The sequence below is a fragment of the Desulfotruncus arcticus DSM 17038 genome (genome assembly GCF_900113335.1).
GTDB classification, from domain to species: domain Bacteria; phylum Bacillota; class Desulfotomaculia; order Desulfotomaculales; family Desulfallaceae; genus Desulfotruncus; species Desulfotruncus arcticus.
On record NZ_FOOX01000012.1, the window covers coordinates 151,318 to 170,108 of the forward strand.

The following is an 18,791-nucleotide window of genomic DNA, read 5'->3' on the forward strand; positions in this document are numbered from 1 at the left end:
GAAGGATGCAGAAAGGAGGCCAGTCTATGGGTCGTTCCCTCAAAAAAGGCCCGTATTGTGACGAGAAGCTCCTTAATAAAATAAAGGACATGAACGATAAGGGTGACAAAAGGGTCATTAAGACCTGGTCACGTCGCTCCACCATTTTCCCGGAAATGATCGGGCATACATTAGCAGTTCATGACGGGAGAAAACATGTTCCGGTATATGTTACCGAGGACATGGTGGGTCACAAATTAGGCGAATTCGCTCCAACCAGACTTTTCAGGGGGCACGGATCGCATACTGAAAGGTCAACGTCATTGAAGTAACCTGAAGAAAAGGGGATGAAATCATGCCAGAAGCAAAAGCGGTTGCAAGATTTATCCGCATCTCCCCGCGCAAGGTGCGTTTAGTAGTGGATCTCATCAGGGGTAAGGATGTTAAAGAGGCACTGGCAATTTTAAAATACACGCCCCAACGGGCATCGGTACCTGTGGCCAAGGTGGTAAAATCAGCTGCTGCCAATGCAGAGCATAATTATGACATGGATAGTGAAAACTTGGTTGTAGCTGCTTGCTATGTGGATCAGGGACCGACCATTAAAAGGTGGCAGCCGCGTGCGATGGGACGTGCCGATGTGTTGCGTCACCGTACCAGTCACATCACTGTCATAGTACAAGAAAAGAAGGAGGGCTAGCGTGGGCCAGAAGGTAAACCCCAAAGGGTTGCGCATTGGCATCATCAGAGATTGGGATGCTAAGTGGTTTGCCGATAAAAAGAGTTTCGCCGGTCTCTTGCTTGAAGATCAAAAGGTCCGGAAATTTATCAAGCAGAAGCTTTACGCTGCCGGCATATCCCGCATCCAAATTGAGAGGGCGGCAAACAAGGTCAAGATTTCCATTTATACAGCTAAGCCTGGTATAGTAATTGGGCGAGGCGGCGCTGAGGTGGAAAACCTGCGCAAGCAGTTGGAAAAAATGACTGGCAAGCAGGTTAATATAAATATCGTTGAAGTAAAGGTTCCCGAAGTTGATGCCCAACTGATGGCTGAAAACGTGGCTTCGCAGCTGGAAAAAAGAATAGCTTTCCGCCGGGCCATGAAACAAAGCGTCGGCCGCGCCATGAAAATGGGCGCCAAAGGGATTAAGATTGCCTGCAGCGGCAGGTTGGCCGGTGCGGAAATCGCCCGGACCGAGTGGTATAGCGAGGGTAAAGTACCCCTGCATACATTACGGGCCGATATTGATTATGGCTTTGCAGAAGCTAACACAACCTATGGTAAAATTGGTATTAAAGTTTGGATTTATAAAGGAGAAGTTTTGCCGGAAGTCAAGAAGACCGCTGCCGGTAAAGGAGGCGAATAGGCTCTATGCTCATTCCGAAGAGGGTTAAATACCGCAAGCAGCGTCGCGGAGGAATTCCTGGTGGTAAATCCAAGGGCGGCAATGAGGTTCATTTCGGTGAATACGGTCTGCAGGCTTTAGAGGCCGGTTGGATTACCAACCGCCAAATTGAGGCCGCGCGTATTGCCATGACTCGTTACATCAAGCGTGGCGGTAAGGTCTGGATTAAAATATTCCCGGATAAGCCCGTAACCAAGAAGCCTGCTGAAACCCGTATGGGTAGCGGCAAGGGCGCTCCCGAATGGTGGGTTGCGGTGGTTAAGCCGGGGCGGATATTATTTGAATTGGCCGGTGTTACTGAAGAAGTAGCCAGGGAAGCGATGCGCTTAGCTGCTCATAAACTGCCCGTCAAAACCAAATTTGTTAGACGTGGGGAAGTAGGTGAGGCAAGTGAAGGCTAATGAGTTGCGTGACATGACCGATCAAGAATTGGTCAAAAAATTAAGCGATGCCAAAGACGAACTGTTTCGTTTGCGCTTTCAGCTGGCTACCGGTCAGCTGGATAATGCCATGAGAATAAAGGAAGTGCGCCGGAGCATTGCCCGCGTCAAGACCGTAATCAGAGAGAGGGAAATCGGGCTAAGCAGAGCCTAGTACGATATCCCGGCAAGATAAAAATATTCAACCCGCTAACGGAAGGGGGTAGCTAGATTGTCTGAGCGCAAAATGCGCAAAACCCGTACGGGTACTGTGGTGAGCAACAAGATGGATAAAACTGTGGTGGTCGCTGTGGAAACAATGGTTAGCCACAAATTGTATGGACGGACCATCCGGCAAACCAAAAAATATAAGGCGCATGACGAGGAAAATTCATGCAACGTCGGCGACAGGGTAAAAATAATGGAAACCAGACCCCTGTCCAAGGATAAGCGGTGGCGCGTGGTTGAAGTTGTGCGCAAGACAGAGCAGATTCTTTAGCCGCCGGTTAACCGCAGTCTGTCACTGAAAGGGAGGATGTCTGGTGATTCAAATGCAAACGATGCTCAGGGCGGCAGACAACACTGGAGCTCGTAAAATGATGTGCATCAAGGTTATGGGCGGGGCGTTGCGTCGTTATGCCAGCCTTGGCGATATAATTATAGCTTCTGTTAAAGAAGCTACACCAGGCGGCGTTGTTAAGAAGGGCGACGTAGTCAGGGCCGTTATCGTTCGCACCAAAAAAGAGGTGCGGCGTCCGGACGGTTCATATATTAAATTTGATGAAAATGCCGCCGTTATTATTAAAGACGATGGTACTCCCAGGGGTACCAGGATATTCGGGCCCGTTGCCCGGGAGCTGCGCGATCATGATTACATGAAAATCGTCTCCCTGGCTCCGGAAGTCTTGTAATGACTGCCGCTACAGGAGGTGTAACGGATATGACCAAGCCCAAAGTACACGTAAAAAAAGGTGATACCGTACTTGTTATTCGCGGCAAAAACGCCGGCAAAAAGGGCAAAGTGCTGGAAGTAGACCCTGCCAAAAGCCGCGTGGTGGTTGAGGGCGTAAACAAAATGAAGCGCCATACCAAACCTACCAGAAGTACGCCCCAGGGCGGGATTATGGAGAGAGAAGCACCATTGCACAGCTCAAATGTGATGCTTTTCTGCACCAAGTGTAACAATCCTACCCGGATAAGTAAAAGATTATTGGAAGACGGCAAAAAGGTCCGTCAGTGCAAAAAATGCGGGGAAGTGCTGAGCTGACTCGGCGGAAGGAGGGAAGCGATGTGCCTAGGCTGAAGGAAAAGCACAATAGCGAAGTAATTAAGGCTATGATGGATAAATTCGGTTACAAGAATGTCATGCAAGTACCCAGGCTGGAGAAGGTCGTCATTAACATGGGTGTTGGTGAAGCCATTCAAAACAGTAAGGCCATTGATGCGGCGGTAAATGATTTGATGATTATAACCGGCCAGCGTCCGGTGGTTACCAAGGCTAAAAAATCCATAGCGGCTTTCAAGCTGCGCCAGGGAATGACCATAGGCTGCAAGGTAACTTTGCGCGGTGACCGGATGTACGAATTTGTGGATAGGCTGGTCAACATTGCCCTGCCGCGGGTGCGCGACTTCCGCGGGGTTTCGCCCAAGTCATTTGACGGGCGCGGCAATTATAGCATGGGGATCAGGGAACAGCTTATTTTTCCTGAAATTGATTATGATAAAATCGATAAAGTCAGGGGAATGGATATTATTTTTGTAACTACTGCCAAAACTGACGAGGAAGCAAGAGAGCTGCTCCGTCTTATGGGCATGCCATTTAAGGCAGCATAAATGTCTACCCCACCGGCAAAGGAGGGAATTAAGTGGCCAAAAAGGCAATGATTAACAAATCTCAAGGCCCCCAGAAATACCACGTAAGGGCTTACAACAGATGCAATATCTGCGGCCGTCCTCGCGCCTACATGCGTAAATTTGGAATCTGCCGGGTATGTTTCCGGGAGTTGGCATATAAGGGCGAAATACCCGGGCTGAGGAAGGCCAGTTGGTAAAAGGAAGGAGGTATGAACGGGATGGTCATGACTGATCCTGTTGCCGATTTTTTAACCCGTATCCGTAATGCCAATATGGTTTATCATGATAAAGTAGAGGCTCCTGCTTCCAGAATGAAACGGGCCATAGCCGACATATTGAAGGAAGAGGGCTTTATCAGAGACTACGAATATATTGAAGATGGCAAGCAAGGTGTTTTGCGGGTTTACATGAAGTATGGTTCGGGTAAAGAACGCGTTATTACCGGACTTAAAAGAATCTCGAAACCCGGTCTCAGGGTATATTCCCGCAAGGATTCCATACCCAAGGTACTGGGTGGTCTTGGTATAGCGATCATATCCACATCCAGAGGTATAATGACTGACAAAAATGCCCGTCAGCAGAACCTTGGTGGAGAGGTTGTATGCTACGTATGGTAGTGCAAGGGGCACAGGAGGTGTAAAAGATGAGCAGAATCGGTAAGAAACCCGTCCTGCTTCCCGACAACGTTAAGGCTGTAGTGGAGGGTAACACCGTCCGGGTTGAAGGCCCCAAGGGGAAGCTGGAAAAAACGTTTCACCGGGAAATGATCATTGAACAAGTGGATGACAGTACTATTTTAATTAAAAGACCTACCGACAATAAGCTGCACAGATCCTTGCACGGCTTAACCCGTACGCTTTTGAACAACATGGTGCAAGGCGTGTCGGCCGGATTTCAAAAGAACCTGGAACTGGTAGGCGTCGGCTATCGCGCCGCTATGCAGGGCTCAAAACTGGTACTGACCGTCGGTTACTCTCACCCGGTAGAGATAGTTCCCCCGGAAGGGATTACAATTGAAGTACCCGCCGCTACTAAAATATCGGTTAAGGGAATTGACAAGGAAACAGTGGGCGCTATAGCTGCCAATATTCGTGCTGTTCGCGAGCCTGAGCCGTACAAAGGCAAGGGTATCAAGTACGAGGGCGAAGTTATTCGCCGCAAGGTAGGCAAGGCCGGCGCCAAACGTTAAACCAGGGGGAAGGAGTGAAGTGGCATGATTACAAAACCAGACCGCAATGAGCTGCGTAAAAAAAGGCATTTGCGTGTGCGCAACAAGGTTAATGGTATTGCCGAACGTCCAAGGTTGAACATTTACCGCAGCATCAACAATATTTATGCCCAGATCATAGATGATGATCTCGGTCAAACCCTTGTGGCCGCGTCATCCCTTTCGCCCGATCTAAAAGGAGAAAATACGGGCGGTAATAAGGATGCGGCTGCAGCAGTGGGTAAATTGATCGCCGCCAAGGCGTTGGAAAAAGGAATAACCAAGGTCGTATTTGACCGGGCCGGTTATATTTACCACGGCCGGGTCAAGGCTCTGGCTGATGCAGCCAGGGAGGCAGGACTTGAATTTTAAGAAATGAACCGGTTGTAAAAGGAGGGAAAATGGTGTCAAAGTTTGAACCGGTTAAATCCGAGTTTTCCGAAAAAGTTGTATTTATTAACCGCGTGGCCAAAGTTGTTAAAGGCGGAAGACGGTTTAGTTTTTCGGCTTTGGTGGTTGTCGGCGACGGTAAAGGACGGGTAGGGGCCGGAATGGGCAAGGCCGGTGAGGTGCCCGAAGCAATCCGCAAGGGCGTTGAAGACGCCAAGAAGAACCTGATTAATGTGCCACTTGCCAAAACTACAGTACCACATGAGGTAATCGGCATATTCGGCGCCGGCAAAGTTATGTTAAAACCGGCTGCACCCGGTACCGGTGTTATTGCAGGCGGTCCTGTAAGGGCCATTATGGAATTGGCGGGTGTCAGGGATATCCTTACTAAATCGCTGGGCTCAAACAATGCCAATAACGTTGTGCGGGCTACACTTGAGGCCATTAAAAACCTAAAGACGCCGGAGCAGGTTGCCAGGTTACGTGACAAAAAAGTGGAAGAACTGCTGGGTTAGGGGGTATTATTATGGCCAAGCTAAAAATTACCCTGGTCAGAAGCCTGATCGGGCGGCCGGAAACGCAGAGGAAAACGGTTCGTGCCATGGGCTTGACTAAACTTAATCATTTCGTTATCCGTGAGGATTCACCCCAGGTCAGGGGAGTAATAAATAAAATTCCGCACTTGCTAAAGGTGGAGGAAGTTTAAGGAGGTGCAATATGAACCTGCACGAGTTACAACCTACACCCGGTTCCAGGCATAAGGCCAAACGCAAAGGTCAGGGCGTCGGATCAGGGTGGGGTAAGACCGCCGGACGCGGGCACAAAGGTCAAAACGCGCGTAGCGGAGGGGGTGTCAGGCCCGGTTTTGAAGGTGGCCAGATGCCTTTGCAGCGCCGCATGCCCAAGCGGGGATTCACCAATGCACCTTTTAAAAAGGAAATAATTGCGGTAAATCTGGAAAAATTAAATCGCTTTGAAAACGGTGTTGAGGTAACTCCCGAAACTCTATTACAAGCCAAAGTAATTAGTAAAATTGGTGACGGGGTCAAGATTCTTGGTGAAGGGAACCTGGAGAAGTCGCTTACGGTGAAAGCCAATGCCTTCAGTAAAAGCGCGGTGGATAAAATCCAATCTGCCGGCGGCAAGGCTGAGGTGATATAAGTGGCAACGATACTGGATGGACTGAAGGGCGCCTTTAAGGTCAGCGAATTAAGAAACAAGATACTTTTTACCCTGGCCATGATCTTTATCTTCAGGCTGGGTACCCATGTTCCTGTGCCCGGTGTCGATGTCGCTAAGTTTCAAGAGTTAATCGGCCAAGGAATGCTGTTCGGATTCTTTGACGTTATTTCAGGTGGCGCATTCAAAAGCTTTTCAGTGTTTGCCATGAGCATAGTGCCATACATCAACGCATCTATCATTATGCAGCTGCTTACGGTAGTAATACCTCACCTGGAGAAATTAGCCAAAGAGGGTGAAGAAGGCCGTAAAAAGATTAGCCAGTATACCCGCTATTTTACAGTGGTTTTGGCTTTTTTGCAGGCTATCGGTATGAGCGCGGTGATGGGACGCTCGGGTACTTTGCATAATCCCGGTTTTACCAGTTACGTTGTTATAGTTATCACCCTGACAGCCGGTACCGCTCTATTGATGTGGATTGGCGAGCAAATTACCGAGTACGGCATCGGCAATGGTATTTCGCTGCTAATTTTCGCGGGTATCGTGAGCAGGCTGCCGGCCGGAATTAATAACTTAATTATGCAACTGCAGGCTGGCACAATTAATATACTTAGCCTGTTGATTCTGGTAGTGATTGGTGCGCTGGTAATTGCCGCAGTGGTTGCGGTTCAGGAAGGGCAAAGACGAATTCCGGTGCAATACGCCAAAAGGGTTGTGGGCAGAAGAGTGTATGGCGGGCAAACAACTCACCTGCCGTTAAAGGTAAACCAGGCCGGTGTTATTCCCGTAATTTTTGCTTCTTCACTGCTGATGTTTCCGGCCCAGATCGCTCAGTGGTTTCAAGGCTCCGCTGTAGCTGATTTCTTCACCAGATATTTTGGCTGGGGTACAGCGGCGCACACAGTTGCATATGCTCTATTGATTATAGGTTTTACTTACTTCTATACGGCTGTAATTATGAACCCGGTTGATGTCGCTGAGAATATTAAAAAATATGGTGGTTTCATTCCGGGTATCAGGCCTGGCAGGCCAACTGCCGAGTACATTGCCCGGGTGATGAATAGAATTACCCTGGCAGGTGCGGTGTTTCTGGCTCTTATTGCCATATTGCCCAACTTTATATTGCTGGCCACACGAATTCCCAACATTTATTTTGGTGGGACGGCTTTGCTTATTGTAGTTGGCGTGGCCTTGGACACCATGAAGCAAATTGAGTCACATCTCCTGATGCGGAGCTACCAGGGCTTTATTAAGTAGCCGAGGTGTTGCCGTATGATTATATGTAAATCCGAACGGGAAATTAGGTACATGCGCGAAGCCGGTCGGGTGGTGGCGGGGGCCCTGGCCGAGGTGGCGAAAGCGATCAGGCCGGGCGTTACTACCGCTGAAATTAACCGGGTAGCCGAAGAATATATTTTAGCTAAGGGTGCCAAGCCTGCTTTTAAAGGTCTTTATGGCTTTCCCGCTGCTGTTTGCGCTTCGGTCAACGAACAGGTGGTGCATGGTATCCCTGGTTTAAAAAAATTGGAAAATGGGGATATTATCAGTATTGATGTTGGAGCGGAAATAAATGGTTTTTTCGGGGATGCCGCCCAGACGTTTCCCGTAGGTGAAATTACGCCGGAATTGCAAAAAATAATTGATGTTACCAAAGAAGCTCTGGACAGAGGCATTAAAATGGCCAGGAACGGTAACCGGCTATCAGATATCTCTCATGCTGTGCAGAGTTTTGTGGAAAAGAACGGTTATTCCGTTGTCAGAGATTATGTTGGGCACGGTATCGGCAGCAAAATGCACGAGGATCCTCAGGTACCCAATTTCGGTAGGCCCGGTCGCGGGCCGCGCCTGAAGACGGGAATGACATTAGCGATTGAACCAATGGTGAACATGGGCACTTACGAAGTGCTAACTCTTCCGGATAACTGGACGGTGGTTACCCGGGACGGCAAGCCTTCCGTGCATTTCGAACACACAATAGTAATTACCGACGGCGATCCTGTCATACTAACCATGCTTTAAAAAGTAGCCGGTAAGCGGTAATTAGTGGTCGTTGATAGTTATGTGTATCGGGACACGCGGTCGAACAAGAAATTGCTACACCCTTACGGGGAGGGTGAAGGAAATGGAGGTTAGGGCGGTTCCGGGGCAACTGGTGGAATCCAGGTCCGGGCGGGATAACGGTAGAATTTATCTGGTAATGGAAAGAGCAGGCGATAATTATGTTTATGTTGCTGATGGTACAATCAGACGGGTGGAAAATCCCAAGAAGAAAAATATCAAGCACCTAATTTTTCATTCCCGGGTAGCCGTTCAAATTGCCGAAAAAATAAAGGACAGTCAGCGCATTACCAATCAGGAAATGCGCCGGACCATACAGGAACTACTGGAGCAGCCGGAAGAGCGGCCATTTTAAAGGAGGTTGGTTTGATATCTAATGTCAGGTAAGGATGTAATTGAAGTAGAAGGAACTGTATTGGAACCGCTACCGAATGCAATGTTTCGGGTGGAATTAAAAAACGGTCATAAAGTTCTGGCTCATGTAAGCGGGAAAATAAGGATGAACTTTATTAGAATTTTGGCCGGTGACAGAGTGATGGTTGAGTTATCGCCCTATGATTTAACCCGGGGCAGAATTGTTTACCGGTATAAATAAACCAGGCCCGACGGGGGCCGGGGAGGTTGAATTATGAAAGTCAGGCCTTCTGTTAAACCAATCTGTGAAAAATGTAAGATCATTAGACGCAAAGGCAAAGTTATGGTTATTTGTGAAAACCCCAAGCATAAGCAGCGTCAGGGGTAGAATTGGAGGTGTTTTTTAGGAATGGCACGTATCGCGGGTGTTGATTTACCGCGGGATAAAAGGGTAGAAATCGGCCTTACCTATATTTACGGCATCGGCAGACCCACCTCGCAAAGGATTTTGAATCAGTCGGGAGTCAATCCCGATACCAGAATCAGGGATCTGACAGAAGAAGAGGTTAACAAGTTAAGGGACATAATTGAAAAGAATTTCCGGGTTGAGGGCGACCTGCGCCGTGAAATCGCTCTCAATATCAAGCGCCTAATGGAAATAGGCAGTTACAGGGGACTGCGCCACCGTCGCGGCCTTCCGGTGCGCGGTCAGAATACCAAAAACAACGCCAGAACCCGCAAAGGACCCAAACGTACTGTTGGCGTCCGCAGGAAGGCTAAATAAGGGGGGAACATTAGTTGGCTCGAAGAGTTGCCAGAACCAGAAGGCGGGAACGTAAAAATATCGAGCAAGGTGTGGCACATATTAAATCCACCTTTAATAATACCATCATTACCATCTCCGATACGAAAGGTAATGCCATTTCGTGGGCTAGTGCCGGCGGAGTCGGGTTTAAAGGCTCTAGAAAAAGCACACCGTTCGCCGCCCAAATGGCTGCCGAGAAGGCTGCCCGTGAGGCTATGGAGCACGGAATGAAAGAAGTCGAAGTTACGGTTAAGGGCCCCGGGGCGGGCAGGGAAGCGGCTATACGTTCCTTGCAGGCTGCTGGTTTGGAAGTAAATATGATTAAAGATGTTACTCCAATCCCGCATAACGGCTGCCGGCCGCCAAAACGCCGGAGAGTATAAGGAGGTGTTTTTAGCAGCTTATGGCAAGATATACAGGTGCAGTGTGTAAGTTATGCCGTCGTGAAGGCCAAAAGCTTTACCTGAAAGGGGATCGCTGTTACACCGGAAAATGTGGTATTGACCGGCGCAGCTATGCTCCGGGTCAGCATGGACAGGGTAGAAAAAAGGTTTCCGAATACGGCCTGCAGTTAAGAGAAAAACAAAAAGCGCGTCGTTTTTACGGCGTATTGGAAAAACAGTTTAGAAATTATTATGATAAAGCCTCAAGGCAACCGGGTGTTACCGGGGAAAATTTGTTGAGATTGCTTGAGCGCCGCCTTGATAACGTGGTTTACCGCCTGGGTTTGGCGGCTTCCCGTAATGAGGCCCGCCAGCTGGTGCGGCACGGGCATTTCAGAGTCAACGGACGCAAAACCAATATTCCCTCATTCCTGGTTAGGGTAGGCGATGAAATTACTGTTAGGGAAAGAAGTCTTGAGTCGCCGCGGGTCAAAGAGTTACTGGAACGCGCTGCAGACAACACGGCACCGGCATGGCTGGAATATGACGCCAACCAGGTTAAGGGCCGGGTGGTGGATCTTCCCTCCCGGGATCAAATAGACGCCCCCGTTCAGGAAACCCTTATCGTGGAGTTGTACTCCAAATAATCCGCGGGAGCAGTATCAATCCCATTCCGTCCCAAGGAGGGGGTATGTTCGAGTTATGTTGGAAATAGAAAAGCCGAGAATTGAATGTATTGAAACTAATGAAGAGCAGAATTACGGTAAGTTTGTGGTTGAGCCGCTGGAAAGAGGCTATGGTATTACTTTGGGCAATTCGCTCAGAAGGATCCTGCTCTCATCCCTACCGGGTGCTGCTGTCACGACGGTTAAAATTGATGGTGTTTTGCACGAATTTGCCACAATTCCCGGAGTTAAGGAAGATGTTACCGAAATAATACTCAACCTCAAAAATCTATGTATTAAGCTATACAACATGGACGAAGAGCGGACTCTTAGAATAGAGGCCCAGGGAGAGGGAGAAGTAAAGGCCGGAGACATTACTTCCGATGCTGATGTGGAAATATTGAATCCTGATTTGCATATTGCAACCCTGGCTGAAGGGGCCAGGTTGTATATGGAAATGACTGTATCCAGGGGACGGGGTTACGTATCGGCTGAGCGCAACAAGCAAGGAGATCATGTGATTGGTATTATTCCGGTCGATTCAATTTTTACTCCCGTCAGAAAAGTTAATTACAATGTTGCAAACACCAGGGTAGGGCAGCGTACGGATTTCGACAAACTCACTCTGGAAGTATGGACTGACGGCAGTATTCAACCTGATGAGGCAATTAGCTTAAGCGCTAAAATATTAAGCGAGCATCTCCGGCTTTTTATCAAGCTCACCGAATCTACAGACGATGTTGAGATAATGGTGGAAAAAGAAGAAGAACAAAAGGATAAAATTCTGGAGATGCCGATAGAAGAGCTGGATTTGAGTGTGCGCTCCTATAATTGTCTGAAGCGTGCCGGAATCAATACTGTGGAAGAATTGATTCAACGCAACGAAGAGGACATGATGAAGGTGCGCAACCTGGGCAAAAAATCCCTGGAAGAAGTTATGCACAAGTTATCTGAATTAAATTTAGGTTTGCGCAAGGACGATGAGTAAGGAGGGATGACGGTGGCGTACGCAAAATTGGGTCGTAATACAGGCCATAGAAAGGCTATGTTGCGTAACCTGGTGACTTCTTTATTGCGCGATGAACGCATTACCACCACCGAAAGCCGGGCCAAAGAAGTTAAGAGAATAGCCGAAAAAATGATTACCCTGGCTAAAAAGGGGGACCTTAATGCGAGACGGCAGGCACTGGAGTATATCTATGAAGAGAAAGTGGTGCGCAAGCTGTTCGATAACTATGGTCCTAAATATGCTGATCGCCAGGGTGGATATACCCGGATAATCAGAATTGGTTACAGGCGTGGTGACGCCGCGCAGTTGGTGCTGCTTGAACTTGTTTAATTAAAAATTGCTGGCCGGGAAATCGCCTTTGCGGTTTCCTCTTGGCATTTTGGGGTCTGTACTGAGTGAGGGGTTTTGGTGGCTAACGAATCCACTATTGCATTAAGAAACCTGGCCTTTAAGTACCCTGGCAGTGATCGTCTTATTTTGAATGAGATTAATGCTCTGATTAGGAGCGGGGAATTTCTGGCCGTGATCGGCCCTAACGGCAGCGGTAAGTCCACACTGGCGCGCTTAATATGCGGACTTCTCCGTCCCACTCAGGGGCAGGTGCTGGTGGACGGTTTATCTTCAGCTGACTCACGAAATCAAATTGAAGTCAGAAGACAGGTTGGGTTGGTCTTGCAAAACCCGGACAACCAGATTGTAGCTGCCCGGGTGGAGGAAGATGTTGCCTTTGGGCCGGAAAACCTAAACCTGCCGTCCACAGAAATTCATTACCGGGTTAACCATGCCCTGGAGAAAGTGGGTTTGGGCCATTTAAAGGACCGGCCGCCCCATCTTCTGTCAGGAGGAGAAAAGCAGCGGCTGGCCACAGCCGGACTACTGGCTTTGCGGCCGGCTTTTCTTATTTTGGATGAACCGACCTCAATGCTGGATCCCATAGGCCGGCGCGGGGTACTGGAGGTGCTGCGCGGTCTGGCTGCCGAAGGAACGGCAATTGTGTTAATAACCCATAATATGGATGAGGCGGTTGTAGCAGACCGCATCTGGGTTTTACGCAGCGGCCAACTGGTGGCCGATGGCGCGCCGGGCAGCATATTCGGCGATCCGGTGGTGAGCGAAAAATTAGAGTTTGAATTACCCCGGGTTACAAGGCTGTCCAATGCGCTGGCCGGTTACGGGCTGAATGTTCCCGCCGGGATTGTTAATACGGATGACATGGTGTGTTTTTTATGCCGTTTGTTCAAACAAACAAGTTGACCCATGTATATTTTAAGGGCACACCGTTGGAAACGGTGGCTCTGAAGGATATAGATTTAGAAATACCCAGGGGTGAATTTTTGGCCCTGCTCGGTGCTTCCGGCAGTGGGAAATCCACTTTGGTTCAACATTTCAACGGATTGTTGCAGCCAACATCAGGGCAGGTATCCGTGTTTGGTGTTGATGCAGCCTCCCGTAGGAACCGGAACAGCCTATGGCGCAAAGTGGGACTGGTGTTTCAATTTCCCGAGCGGCAAATTTTCAGTTCCACCGTGTATGAGGACATAGCCTTTGGACCACGTAACCTGGGGCTTGACGAGAAAGAGGTCAGGCACCGGGTGGTGGAGGCCTTGACGGATGTGGGTCTGGCAGAGGATATGTTACAATGTGACCCGATAACCCTCAGCGGAGGGCTCAGCCGGAGGGTGGCTATTGCCGGAGTTCTGGCGATGCAAACTCCAGCGTTGATTCTTGACGAGCCGGGGGCAGGTCTGGACCCGCAGGCCAAAAAACAAATTCTGCAAGCTCTCAAACGCCGTCAGCTGAAAAAGGGAACTACAATTGTTGTAATAACCCATTACCTTGAAGATGCAGTTGAGTTTGCGGGGCTGGTGGCAGTTTTAAGCAGCGGTGAGTTAATAGCAGCCGGACCGCCGCAGCAGATTCTCAGCCAGCCTGAATTACTGCTTGGCGCCGGCCTTGAACCGCCGTTTCCAGTGGAACTGACCCATAAATTAAGTGTTAATGGTGTCCGGTTAATGGGGGCACCGATAACTATTGATGATCTTGCCCGGGTGCTTCACCGGACATATTTAAAAACTAAACCGGGAGACGGGTAATGTTAAATTCAATTACCATGGGACAATACCTTCCGGTAGACTCTCCGGTGCATAAAATGGACCCCAGAGCCAAGCTCCTGGTTACAGCGCTAACAGCCATCTCGGTGCTGGCTGCCGCAAGTTGGCCGAGCCTGTTGGCGGTATCACTCTGGATAGGGCTGGTGCTGGCTGCCGCACGGATTAAGTTGGGGCTTTACTGGCAGATTTACAAACCGTTGTGGCTGCTTTTATTAATAAGCCTTATGCTGCAAAGTGTTTTTACCCCCGGGGAGCCAATACAGCTAATTGGTCGCTTATATCTTTCAAAAACCGGATTGGCAGCCGGTGGGCGCATGTTATGGCAGATGGCCGGTTTACTGCTCGTGGCCGCGGTATTAACGTTTAGCACTACCCCGATACAACTATCCACAGCTTTGGAGCGTTTGCTGTTGCCGCTGTCTAAATTAAGGGTTCCGGTTAGGGAATTTGCCATGGCTATTAATTTAGCCCTGCGGTTTGTACCTACTCTTTTTGATGAGGCAAGGCTTTTAATTGCTGCGCAGCGAGCCCGGGGAGCTGATTTTACAAGCGGTGGCATAAGGCAAAGGGTCAGGGGACTGATACCATTTATGATTCCGCTATTGACCAATATATTTCGCAGGGCCGATGAGCTTGCTGTGGCCATGGAAATAAGATGTTATCGCACAGGGGCGGAACGGTCAAGTATTACTGAATTAAAGCTTAAGCTGCCTGATTATCTGGCCATGTCTATAGCTATGATTATATTATTTATTACACTTTATACTAAAAGCTTATCCAGGTAGAACTGCCTTCTTTCGGGGTGGTAAGTTGCGAAATATCAAGCTTACAATAGCATACGACGGAACCAATTACCACGGCTTTCAGGAGCAACGGGGTACGGGTCTGCTTACAATACAAGAAGCCATGGAAGACTGCCTGACCCGTTTAGCCGGTGAAAGAATTCAGGTGGTAGGGGCGGGACGTACCGACGCGGGTGTGCACGCCCGGGGTCAAGTGATAAATTTTCGTAATCCAAATTGGCCGATACCAATTGGGCGTATTCCCTTGGCCTTAAACGGCATACTGCCTGACGACATTGTAGTGCTGTCGGCGGAAGAGGTCCCGGAAGAATTTCATTCCAGGTTTTCAGCCAAAGCTAAAACGTACAGTTATTGCATTTGGAACGACAGAATTCCTTCGCCTTTTTATCGCCTTTATAGCTATTTTATGCCTGTTCCGCTGAATGTTAAAGACATGGAGCAGGCCGCTCTAAACCTGCTGGGAAGTCACGATTTTAAATGCTTCCAGGCTTCGGGGTCTACCGTTAAAAATACGGTGCGGACATTATACCAGGCTGATATTCTCACGGACGGGCCGTTGGTAAAGCTTGTGTTTACCGGTGACGGATTCCTTTATAATATGGTTAGAATAATGGTTGGGACACTCGTACAGGCAGGTTTGGGAAAAATCAAACCCGGACAGGTTGTAGAAATTTTACAAGCCTGTAACAGGGTTATGGCGGGACCAACGTTTCCACCACAAGGCCTTTGCATGGAACAAGTGGTGTATTGAGTTGGAACTAATTATATAAGTTACCACCTTTGCCGGGTTTTTTGAGATAAAACCGGCAGCAGTAAGGGTAAAAGCCTTGACATTGGCAATCCTATGTAATAAAATAATGCATGTGTGACCTGATGGCAACCGCTTAGCCCCCGGTTTGCCAGGGTTTCCTTTCTGTCACGGGAGGTATAATTAATGAGAACGACGTATATGGCTAAGCCAAACGAGCTTCAGCGCAAATGGTACATTATTGACGGTGAAGGCAAGGTGCTGGGACGCTTGGCGGTTGAAGCCGCCAGGTTATTAAGGGGTAAACATAAGCCTGAGTATACCCCTCATATCAACTCCGGCGACCATGTCATAATTATTAATGCCGATAAGGTGATTTTAACAGGAAAAAAACTGCAGCAGAAAATGTTGTATCGTCATTCCGGATATCCAGGTGGTTTAAAGCAAATCAGGTATGACAAACTGATGCAAACCAGGCCTGAACTTGCTGTCTATAAGGCAGTTACCGGTATGCTACCTCATAACACTTTGGGTAGAGATATGGCGACCAAGTTACGTATTTATCGCGGCAGCGACCATCCCCATCAGGCCCAACAGCCTGAAGTTTGGGAAATGTAGCAGGCTAAAAGGAGGGTCATTGAGTGGCTCAGGTCCAGTTTTACGGTACAGGACGGAGAAAAAATTCTGTGGCGAGAGTTTTCTTACGTCCCGGAGAAGGCAAATTCCTGGTAAACGATAAGAATATTGCCGATTATTTTGGTAGAAAAACTCTGGAAATTATCGCACGTCAACCGTTGGAGCTTACTAACACAGGCGGCCGTTTTGACGTCATTGCCAAAGTGCTGGGCGGCGGAATCAGCGGGCAGGCTGGAGCTATAAAAATGGGTATTGCCAGGGCGTTGATTGTTGCTGACCCCAACATGCGCTCAGTGCTTAAAAAAGCGGGATTTCTTACCCGTGACCCACGGATGAAGGAAAGACGCAAGTACGGCTTGAAAAAAGCCCGTCGCGCTCCTCAATACTCCAAGCGTTAATCAGAGCTTTAAAAATGTTATAAAAAAAGCACCGCTGCTAATGGCCGGTGCTTTTTTTTAGTAGTCAGGAGTCAGAATGAGAAAGTGTTTATCGTTTTTTACTATCCTGAAAAAAGTTTTTAGTTACTTGTATCTGGCGCTCCGGTAGTTCTCTCCGTGCGCTCCGCAATTTTCCTTGTATCTTTTATAGTTACCTATAGCTAACGCTTACACCAGGCAGCTTGGTGAAACTTTACGCCCTTTTGGGGTCAAGCTTTGGGGCTATGGACCGCATGCAGTGCTCCGCTTACTCCGGGAAACCACCGGATCACCTTGTCACTGGTATCTATTTCTCATCCTTCTGCTGGTGCCGCGCCAACTGCATGGGCGTCTATTCTGAATTCTGACTCCTGAATTCTGAATACATTAGTAAGAGCCGTGTTGGTTGCCACACGGCTCTTACTTTAATATCTGCATTATTTGACCGTAGGTGTTAGTCTTCTACCAATTTCACTTAATTCCCGGGCGAAGCTGGAAACCGGCTTGCCTTGGGAAATCCCCTGGGCAACTTTTTTGAGTCTTGTAACCGTATCCACATCTGAACTTACATAAACAGTATTGATGGTGGGTTCAACATTTTTGATCCTGTTGCTGACCTCGTTTTCCACTGCCTTGGTTTGATTCTTTTCTATGTTGGCGTTAATGTCAATCCCCACATAAGCTTTGCTTCCCGCCACCACGACAGTCGACTTTGTAACACCGTCGACCTTGTCAGTCTCACTGGCAATCCGCTTTGCTTTTGCAGTATCGGTATTATTAGTGGTCATTGTATTGTTGGGGGCCGTTTGGTTAGGGCTTGTAGTATCAGGTGGCGGCGCCGGCTTTCTGGCGGCAGTGGTACAACCGCTAAATGCCAATACCGTAAACAACATAATCAAAGCCATCAGTAAAGTAATAAAATTTTTTTTCTTCATTTTCACCAACCCTTTCAAAATATTTTTCTAATAGCATTAAAATTCCCGGTGAATGTGTAGTTTATTCCGAAAGCTAACCTGGAGCTTTTGCTTTTGGCGATAAAAAAACAATTAAAACAGTTTGGGTAGAGGGCCTTTAATTCTCATATTAAAGTATCTGGCGGCATATTTTTTTACGAGGTGTGTATTGCTACCGCAAAATGCCGGGAGGGGTTTGAATGATTCGAGTTTTTAGATTGAAAATACGTTATATTTTACTGACGGCTGTTTTATTATTAGCTATAGCAAGTGCTTCTAATAAAGTAATGGACTTGCTTGAAAACCGGAAAGTGTCGGTGTTGTCCTGGTCGGTGGCAAACAAGGTAATTGTTATTGATCCCGGGCACGGTGGCATAGATCCCGGCTCTAAGGGATCAAACGGCACCATAGAAAAAGAAATAACCCTGGAAATGTCAAAAAAACTAGCCGCTGTTTTAGGCCAGGCGGGGGCCATAGTTATTATGACCCGTGAGACTGATACTGATCTAAGTGATCCCGGCGGCGGGAAGTTAATTACACGTAAGAGGCAGGATCTTTCCAGAAGGGTTGGTTTAGCCAATGACCGGGACGCTGACGCCTTTATCAGCATTCACGTCAATAGTTTTAAGTCCGGAATCAGAGAGCACGGAGCCCAGACGTTTTACCAGCCCAACTCCGCTGAGGGGGCCAAGCTGGCAAAATGCCTCCAGGGAGAGCTGGTTAGGTTAATGAAAAACACCAATCGCAAGGCTAAGGCTGTAGACTACTATGCCACCCGCAATGCTGAAATGCCCGCGGCTATCGTTGAAATAGGGTTTATCAGCAACCCCAAAGAAGAAAAACTAATGTGCGAGGAGGATTATCAGGGGAAACTTGCCTACGCCATTTATTCAGGTATAATCAAGTATTTTGCAGAACATACGACTCCGACAGATGGGAATATAGACAAGGATAAAGCTATTGAGACCTTTATGAATAACAGGGGAGAAGTATTTGATGCACCCTAAAGAAATATTGTGTTGAATAGCTGCTCACCAAAGTTGGTCTTCCCGCAGCGTTCAATGGATTGCCAAAGCACTCCTCGTAACAAGGGGTGCTTTATCTCGTTAACCCGCCGCTAAGACTCCCACCTCTATAGGCGGGAGTCTTAGCGGCGATAAACTCGAAATAAGTGCGACTAAGGTTCAGGCGGGGTCGAAACCCCACCTGAACCAAGTCTCCTTTATAATAATGGGTCAAATGTCAACCTTTATTATATTTGGGGTTTACAATGCCATTGTGCTTTGGTAATATTTAAAAAACGTTAACCTTGTTTTTTGGAATGGTTTACATCTCAAAAAATCATGTTTAGTAATAAAAAATAATCAATACGCCGGGGTCCGGTCAAAGGGGAGTTTTTGCGGTAGGAGTAATCGC

General features: G+C 48.1%; 34 protein-coding genes. 33 read left to right on the forward strand and 1 reads right to left on the reverse strand.

What is annotated here, in order from left to right; translation table 11 throughout:
• Positions 1 to 26 precede the first annotated feature (26 nt).
• The 32 genes from rpsS to rpsI all read left to right on the forward strand — a co-directional run bounded on the left by rpsS (position 27) and on the right by rpsI (position 16,404).
• A complete protein-coding gene (gene rpsS, locus BM056_RS16160; RefSeq protein ID WP_092472453.1) occupies positions 27 to 311 on the forward strand; it encodes a 30S ribosomal protein S19 in 285 nt (94 codons plus the stop codon).
• A gap of 23 nt (positions 312 to 334) precedes the next feature.
• Entirely contained in the window at positions 335 to 679 is a 345-nt protein-coding gene (rplV, locus tag BM056_RS16165; protein WP_092472454.1) for a 50S ribosomal protein L22, read from the forward strand.
• Between the two features lies 1 nt (position 680).
• Positions 681 to 1,346, forward strand: a complete 666-nt coding sequence (gene rpsC, locus BM056_RS16170; protein WP_092472455.1) for a 30S ribosomal protein S3 — start codon at positions 681 to 683, stop codon at positions 1,344 to 1,346.
• Positions 1,347 to 1,351: 5 nt separating this feature from the next.
• Positions 1,352 to 1,786, forward strand: coding sequence for a 50S ribosomal protein L16 (gene rplP / locus BM056_RS16175; protein ID WP_092472456.1), 435 nt, complete (start codon positions 1,352 to 1,354; stop codon positions 1,784 to 1,786).
• The gene (gene rpmC / locus BM056_RS16180; RefSeq protein ID WP_092472457.1) at positions 1,776 to 1,979 is read left to right on the forward strand and encodes a 50S ribosomal protein L29; all 204 of its coding nucleotides are present in this window, start codon (positions 1,776 to 1,778) and stop codon (positions 1,977 to 1,979) included. The genes rplP and rpmC overlap by 11 nt, the downstream gene beginning before the upstream one ends.
• A 57-nt stretch (positions 1,980 to 2,036) precedes the next feature.
• Positions 2,037 to 2,303 (forward strand): 30S ribosomal protein S17, encoded by a 267-nt coding sequence (gene rpsQ / locus BM056_RS16185; RefSeq protein ID WP_174549967.1) that lies wholly within the window; start codon positions 2,037 to 2,039, stop codon positions 2,301 to 2,303.
• A gap of 52 nt (positions 2,304 to 2,355) precedes the next feature.
• Positions 2,356 to 2,715: a 50S ribosomal protein L14 gene (gene rplN, locus BM056_RS16190; protein ID WP_435050974.1), complete on the forward strand. Its 360-nt coding sequence runs from the start codon at positions 2,356 to 2,358 to the stop codon at positions 2,713 to 2,715.
• A 29-nt stretch (positions 2,716 to 2,744) separates the two neighbouring features.
• Positions 2,745 to 3,071, forward strand: coding sequence for a 50S ribosomal protein L24 (gene rplX / locus BM056_RS16195; protein WP_092472459.1), 327 nt, complete (start codon positions 2,745 to 2,747; stop codon positions 3,069 to 3,071).
• Positions 3,072 to 3,094: 23 nt separating this feature from the next.
• On the forward strand, positions 3,095 to 3,637 hold the full coding sequence (rplE, locus tag BM056_RS16200; protein ID WP_092472460.1) for a 50S ribosomal protein L5: 543 nt from the start codon (positions 3,095 to 3,097) through the stop codon (positions 3,635 to 3,637).
• A gap of 32 nt (positions 3,638 to 3,669) precedes the next feature.
• Positions 3,670 to 3,855: a type Z 30S ribosomal protein S14 gene (locus BM056_RS16205; RefSeq protein ID WP_092472461.1), complete on the forward strand. Its 186-nt coding sequence runs from the start codon at positions 3,670 to 3,672 to the stop codon at positions 3,853 to 3,855.
• A gap of 21 nt (positions 3,856 to 3,876) precedes the next feature.
• A complete protein-coding gene (gene rpsH / locus BM056_RS16210; RefSeq protein WP_092472462.1) occupies positions 3,877 to 4,275 on the forward strand; it encodes a 30S ribosomal protein S8 in 399 nt (132 codons plus the stop codon).
• 26 nt (positions 4,276 to 4,301) lie between these two features.
• The gene (rplF, locus tag BM056_RS16215; RefSeq protein WP_092472463.1) at positions 4,302 to 4,847 is read left to right on the forward strand and encodes a 50S ribosomal protein L6; all 546 of its coding nucleotides are present in this window, start codon (positions 4,302 to 4,304) and stop codon (positions 4,845 to 4,847) included.
• Between the two features lie 24 nt (positions 4,848 to 4,871).
• Positions 4,872 to 5,237, forward strand: coding sequence for a 50S ribosomal protein L18 (gene rplR / locus BM056_RS16220; RefSeq protein WP_092472464.1), 366 nt, complete (start codon positions 4,872 to 4,874; stop codon positions 5,235 to 5,237).
• 29 nt (positions 5,238 to 5,266) lie between these two features.
• Complete coding sequence (rpsE, locus tag BM056_RS16225) at positions 5,267 to 5,770, forward strand: 30S ribosomal protein S5 (protein ID WP_174549968.1); 504 nt, start codon at positions 5,267 to 5,269, stop codon at positions 5,768 to 5,770.
• A gap of 11 nt (positions 5,771 to 5,781) precedes the next feature.
• Positions 5,782 to 5,961: a 50S ribosomal protein L30 gene (gene rpmD, locus BM056_RS16230; RefSeq protein ID WP_092472466.1), complete on the forward strand. Its 180-nt coding sequence runs from the start codon at positions 5,782 to 5,784 to the stop codon at positions 5,959 to 5,961.
• Positions 5,962 to 5,972: 11 nt separating this feature from the next.
• Entirely contained in the window at positions 5,973 to 6,416 is a 444-nt protein-coding gene (rplO, locus tag BM056_RS16235; RefSeq protein ID WP_092472467.1) for a 50S ribosomal protein L15, read from the forward strand.
• Positions 6,417 to 6,425: 9 nt separating this feature from the next.
• The gene (gene secY / locus BM056_RS16240; protein WP_092472503.1) at positions 6,426 to 7,691 is read left to right on the forward strand and encodes a preprotein translocase subunit SecY; all 1,266 of its coding nucleotides are present in this window, start codon (positions 6,426 to 6,428) and stop codon (positions 7,689 to 7,691) included.
• Between the two features lie 15 nt (positions 7,692 to 7,706).
• Positions 7,707 to 8,453, forward strand: coding sequence for a type I methionyl aminopeptidase (map, locus tag BM056_RS16245; RefSeq protein ID WP_092472468.1), 747 nt, complete (start codon positions 7,707 to 7,709; stop codon positions 8,451 to 8,453).
• 103 nt (positions 8,454 to 8,556) lie between these two features.
• Positions 8,557 to 8,847: a KOW domain-containing RNA-binding protein gene (locus tag BM056_RS16250; protein WP_092472469.1), complete on the forward strand. Its 291-nt coding sequence runs from the start codon at positions 8,557 to 8,559 to the stop codon at positions 8,845 to 8,847.
• Positions 8,848 to 8,868: 21 nt separating this feature from the next.
• Positions 8,869 to 9,087 carry a translation initiation factor IF-1 gene (infA, locus tag BM056_RS16255; RefSeq protein WP_092472470.1) on the forward strand — a complete coding sequence of 73 codons (219 nt, stop codon included), beginning with the start codon at positions 8,869 to 8,871 and terminating at the stop codon, positions 9,085 to 9,087.
• Between the two features lie 33 nt (positions 9,088 to 9,120).
• Positions 9,121 to 9,234 (forward strand): 50S ribosomal protein L36, encoded by a 114-nt coding sequence (gene rpmJ, locus BM056_RS16260; RefSeq protein ID WP_057900126.1) that lies wholly within the window; start codon positions 9,121 to 9,123, stop codon positions 9,232 to 9,234.
• Positions 9,235 to 9,255: 21 nt separating this feature from the next.
• Positions 9,256 to 9,630, forward strand: a complete 375-nt coding sequence (gene rpsM, locus BM056_RS16265; protein ID WP_092472471.1) for a 30S ribosomal protein S13 — start codon at positions 9,256 to 9,258, stop codon at positions 9,628 to 9,630.
• Between the two features lie 14 nt (positions 9,631 to 9,644).
• The gene (rpsK, locus tag BM056_RS16270) at positions 9,645 to 10,034 is read left to right on the forward strand and encodes a 30S ribosomal protein S11 (protein ID WP_027365208.1); all 390 of its coding nucleotides are present in this window, start codon (positions 9,645 to 9,647) and stop codon (positions 10,032 to 10,034) included.
• A 20-nt stretch (positions 10,035 to 10,054) separates the two neighbouring features.
• Entirely contained in the window at positions 10,055 to 10,681 is a 627-nt protein-coding gene (rpsD, locus tag BM056_RS16275; RefSeq protein WP_092472472.1) for a 30S ribosomal protein S4, read from the forward strand.
• 55 nt (positions 10,682 to 10,736) lie between these two features.
• Positions 10,737 to 11,687, forward strand: a complete 951-nt coding sequence (locus BM056_RS16280; protein WP_092472473.1) for a DNA-directed RNA polymerase subunit alpha — start codon at positions 10,737 to 10,739, stop codon at positions 11,685 to 11,687.
• Positions 11,688 to 11,693: 6 nt separating this feature from the next.
• Complete coding sequence (gene rplQ / locus BM056_RS16285) at positions 11,694 to 12,038, forward strand: 50S ribosomal protein L17 (protein ID WP_092472474.1); 345 nt, start codon at positions 11,694 to 11,696, stop codon at positions 12,036 to 12,038.
• Positions 12,039 to 12,116: 78 nt separating this feature from the next.
• Positions 12,117 to 12,962: an energy-coupling factor transporter ATPase gene (locus BM056_RS16290; protein ID WP_238456499.1), complete on the forward strand. Its 846-nt coding sequence runs from the start codon at positions 12,117 to 12,119 to the stop codon at positions 12,960 to 12,962.
• Positions 12,935 to 13,801, forward strand: a complete 867-nt coding sequence (locus BM056_RS16295; RefSeq protein WP_092472476.1) for an ATP-binding cassette domain-containing protein — start codon at positions 12,935 to 12,937, stop codon at positions 13,799 to 13,801. The genes BM056_RS16290 and BM056_RS16295 overlap by 28 nt, the downstream gene beginning before the upstream one ends.
• Positions 13,801 to 14,604 carry an energy-coupling factor transporter transmembrane component T family protein gene (locus BM056_RS16300; protein ID WP_092472477.1) on the forward strand — a complete coding sequence of 268 codons (804 nt, stop codon included), beginning with the start codon at positions 13,801 to 13,803 and terminating at the stop codon, positions 14,602 to 14,604. Before BM056_RS16295 ends, BM056_RS16300 begins: the two co-directional genes overlap by 1 nt.
• A 25-nt stretch (positions 14,605 to 14,629) precedes the next feature.
• Positions 14,630 to 15,373, forward strand: a complete 744-nt coding sequence (gene truA, locus BM056_RS16305) for a tRNA pseudouridine(38-40) synthase TruA (RefSeq protein ID WP_092472478.1) — start codon at positions 14,630 to 14,632, stop codon at positions 15,371 to 15,373.
• Between the two features lie 183 nt (positions 15,374 to 15,556).
• Positions 15,557 to 15,988 (forward strand): 50S ribosomal protein L13, encoded by a 432-nt coding sequence (rplM, locus tag BM056_RS16310; protein ID WP_092472479.1) that lies wholly within the window; start codon positions 15,557 to 15,559, stop codon positions 15,986 to 15,988.
• Positions 15,989 to 16,011: 23 nt separating this feature from the next.
• Positions 16,012 to 16,404 (forward strand): 30S ribosomal protein S9, encoded by a 393-nt coding sequence (gene rpsI / locus BM056_RS16315; RefSeq protein WP_092472480.1) that lies wholly within the window; start codon positions 16,012 to 16,014, stop codon positions 16,402 to 16,404.
• Between the two features lie 455 nt (positions 16,405 to 16,859).
• Here the strand turns inward: rpsI and BM056_RS16320 are convergent, their stop codons facing one another.
• Entirely contained in the window at positions 16,860 to 17,357 is a 498-nt protein-coding gene (locus BM056_RS16320) for a YhcN/YlaJ family sporulation lipoprotein (protein WP_238456500.1), read from the reverse strand.
• A 218-nt stretch (positions 17,358 to 17,575) separates the two neighbouring features.
• On the opposite strand from BM056_RS16320, the gene cwlD reads away from it, so the two are divergent.
• The gene (gene cwlD / locus BM056_RS16325; protein WP_092472481.1) at positions 17,576 to 18,382 is read left to right on the forward strand and encodes an N-acetylmuramoyl-L-alanine amidase CwlD; all 807 of its coding nucleotides are present in this window, start codon (positions 17,576 to 17,578) and stop codon (positions 18,380 to 18,382) included.
• The last annotated feature ends 409 nt before the right edge of the window (positions 18,383 to 18,791 follow it).

What these genes read in the sequence shown, in the direction of transcription:
- rplP (WP_092472456.1), top strand. Translation starts at nt 1,352, where the DNA reads ATGCTCATTCCGAAGAGGGTTAAATACCGCAAGCAGCGTCGCGGAGGA.
- rpsH (WP_092472462.1), top strand. Translation starts at nt 3,877, where the DNA reads ATGGTCATGACTGATCCTGTTGCCGATTTTTTAACCCGTATCCGTAAT.
- rpsM (WP_092472471.1), top strand. Translation starts at nt 9,256, where the DNA reads ATGGCACGTATCGCGGGTGTTGATTTACCGCGGGATAAAAGGGTAGAA.
- BM056_RS16250 (WP_092472469.1), top strand. Translation starts at nt 8,557, where the DNA reads ATGGAGGTTAGGGCGGTTCCGGGGCAACTGGTGGAATCCAGGTCCGGG.
- BM056_RS16295 (WP_092472476.1), top strand. Translation starts at nt 12,935, where the DNA reads ATGCCGTTTGTTCAAACAAACAAGTTGACCCATGTATATTTTAAGGGC.
- infA (WP_092472470.1), top strand. Translation starts at nt 8,869, where the DNA reads ATGTCAGGTAAGGATGTAATTGAAGTAGAAGGAACTGTATTGGAACCG.
- rpsS (WP_092472453.1), top strand. Translation starts at nt 27, where the DNA reads ATGGGTCGTTCCCTCAAAAAAGGCCCGTATTGTGACGAGAAGCTCCTT.
- BM056_RS16300 (WP_092472477.1), top strand. Translation starts at nt 13,801, where the DNA reads ATGTTAAATTCAATTACCATGGGACAATACCTTCCGGTAGACTCTCCG.
- rpsD (WP_092472472.1), top strand. Translation starts at nt 10,055, where the DNA reads ATGGCAAGATATACAGGTGCAGTGTGTAAGTTATGCCGTCGTGAAGGC.
- map (WP_092472468.1), top strand. Translation starts at nt 7,707, where the DNA reads ATGATTATATGTAAATCCGAACGGGAAATTAGGTACATGCGCGAAGCC.
- rpmJ (WP_057900126.1), top strand. Translation starts at nt 9,121, where the DNA reads ATGAAAGTCAGGCCTTCTGTTAAACCAATCTGTGAAAAATGTAAGATC.
- rplM (WP_092472479.1), top strand. Translation starts at nt 15,557, where the DNA reads ATGAGAACGACGTATATGGCTAAGCCAAACGAGCTTCAGCGCAAATGG.
- rplO (WP_092472467.1), top strand. Translation starts at nt 5,973, where the DNA reads ATGAACCTGCACGAGTTACAACCTACACCCGGTTCCAGGCATAAGGCC.
- rpmD (WP_092472466.1), top strand. Translation starts at nt 5,782, where the DNA reads ATGGCCAAGCTAAAAATTACCCTGGTCAGAAGCCTGATCGGGCGGCCG.
- BM056_RS16320 (WP_238456500.1), bottom strand. Translation starts at nt 17,357, where the DNA reads ATGAAGAAAAAAAATTTTATTACTTTACTGATGGCTTTGATTATGTTG.
- rplN (WP_435050974.1), top strand. Translation starts at nt 2,356, where the DNA reads ATGCAAACGATGCTCAGGGCGGCAGACAACACTGGAGCTCGTAAAATG.
- rplF (WP_092472463.1), top strand. Translation starts at nt 4,302, where the DNA reads ATGAGCAGAATCGGTAAGAAACCCGTCCTGCTTCCCGACAACGTTAAG.
- rplQ (WP_092472474.1), top strand. Translation starts at nt 11,694, where the DNA reads ATGACGGTGGCGTACGCAAAATTGGGTCGTAATACAGGCCATAGAAAG.
- cwlD (WP_092472481.1), top strand. Translation starts at nt 17,576, where the DNA reads ATGATTCGAGTTTTTAGATTGAAAATACGTTATATTTTACTGACGGCT.
- rplX (WP_092472459.1), top strand. Translation starts at nt 2,745, where the DNA reads ATGACCAAGCCCAAAGTACACGTAAAAAAAGGTGATACCGTACTTGTT.
- rplR (WP_092472464.1), top strand. Translation starts at nt 4,872, where the DNA reads ATGATTACAAAACCAGACCGCAATGAGCTGCGTAAAAAAAGGCATTTG.
- rpsE (WP_174549968.1), top strand. Translation starts at nt 5,267, where the DNA reads ATGGTGTCAAAGTTTGAACCGGTTAAATCCGAGTTTTCCGAAAAAGTT.
- BM056_RS16280 (WP_092472473.1), top strand. Translation starts at nt 10,737, where the DNA reads ATGTTGGAAATAGAAAAGCCGAGAATTGAATGTATTGAAACTAATGAA.
- rplV (WP_092472454.1), top strand. Translation starts at nt 335, where the DNA reads ATGCCAGAAGCAAAAGCGGTTGCAAGATTTATCCGCATCTCCCCGCGC.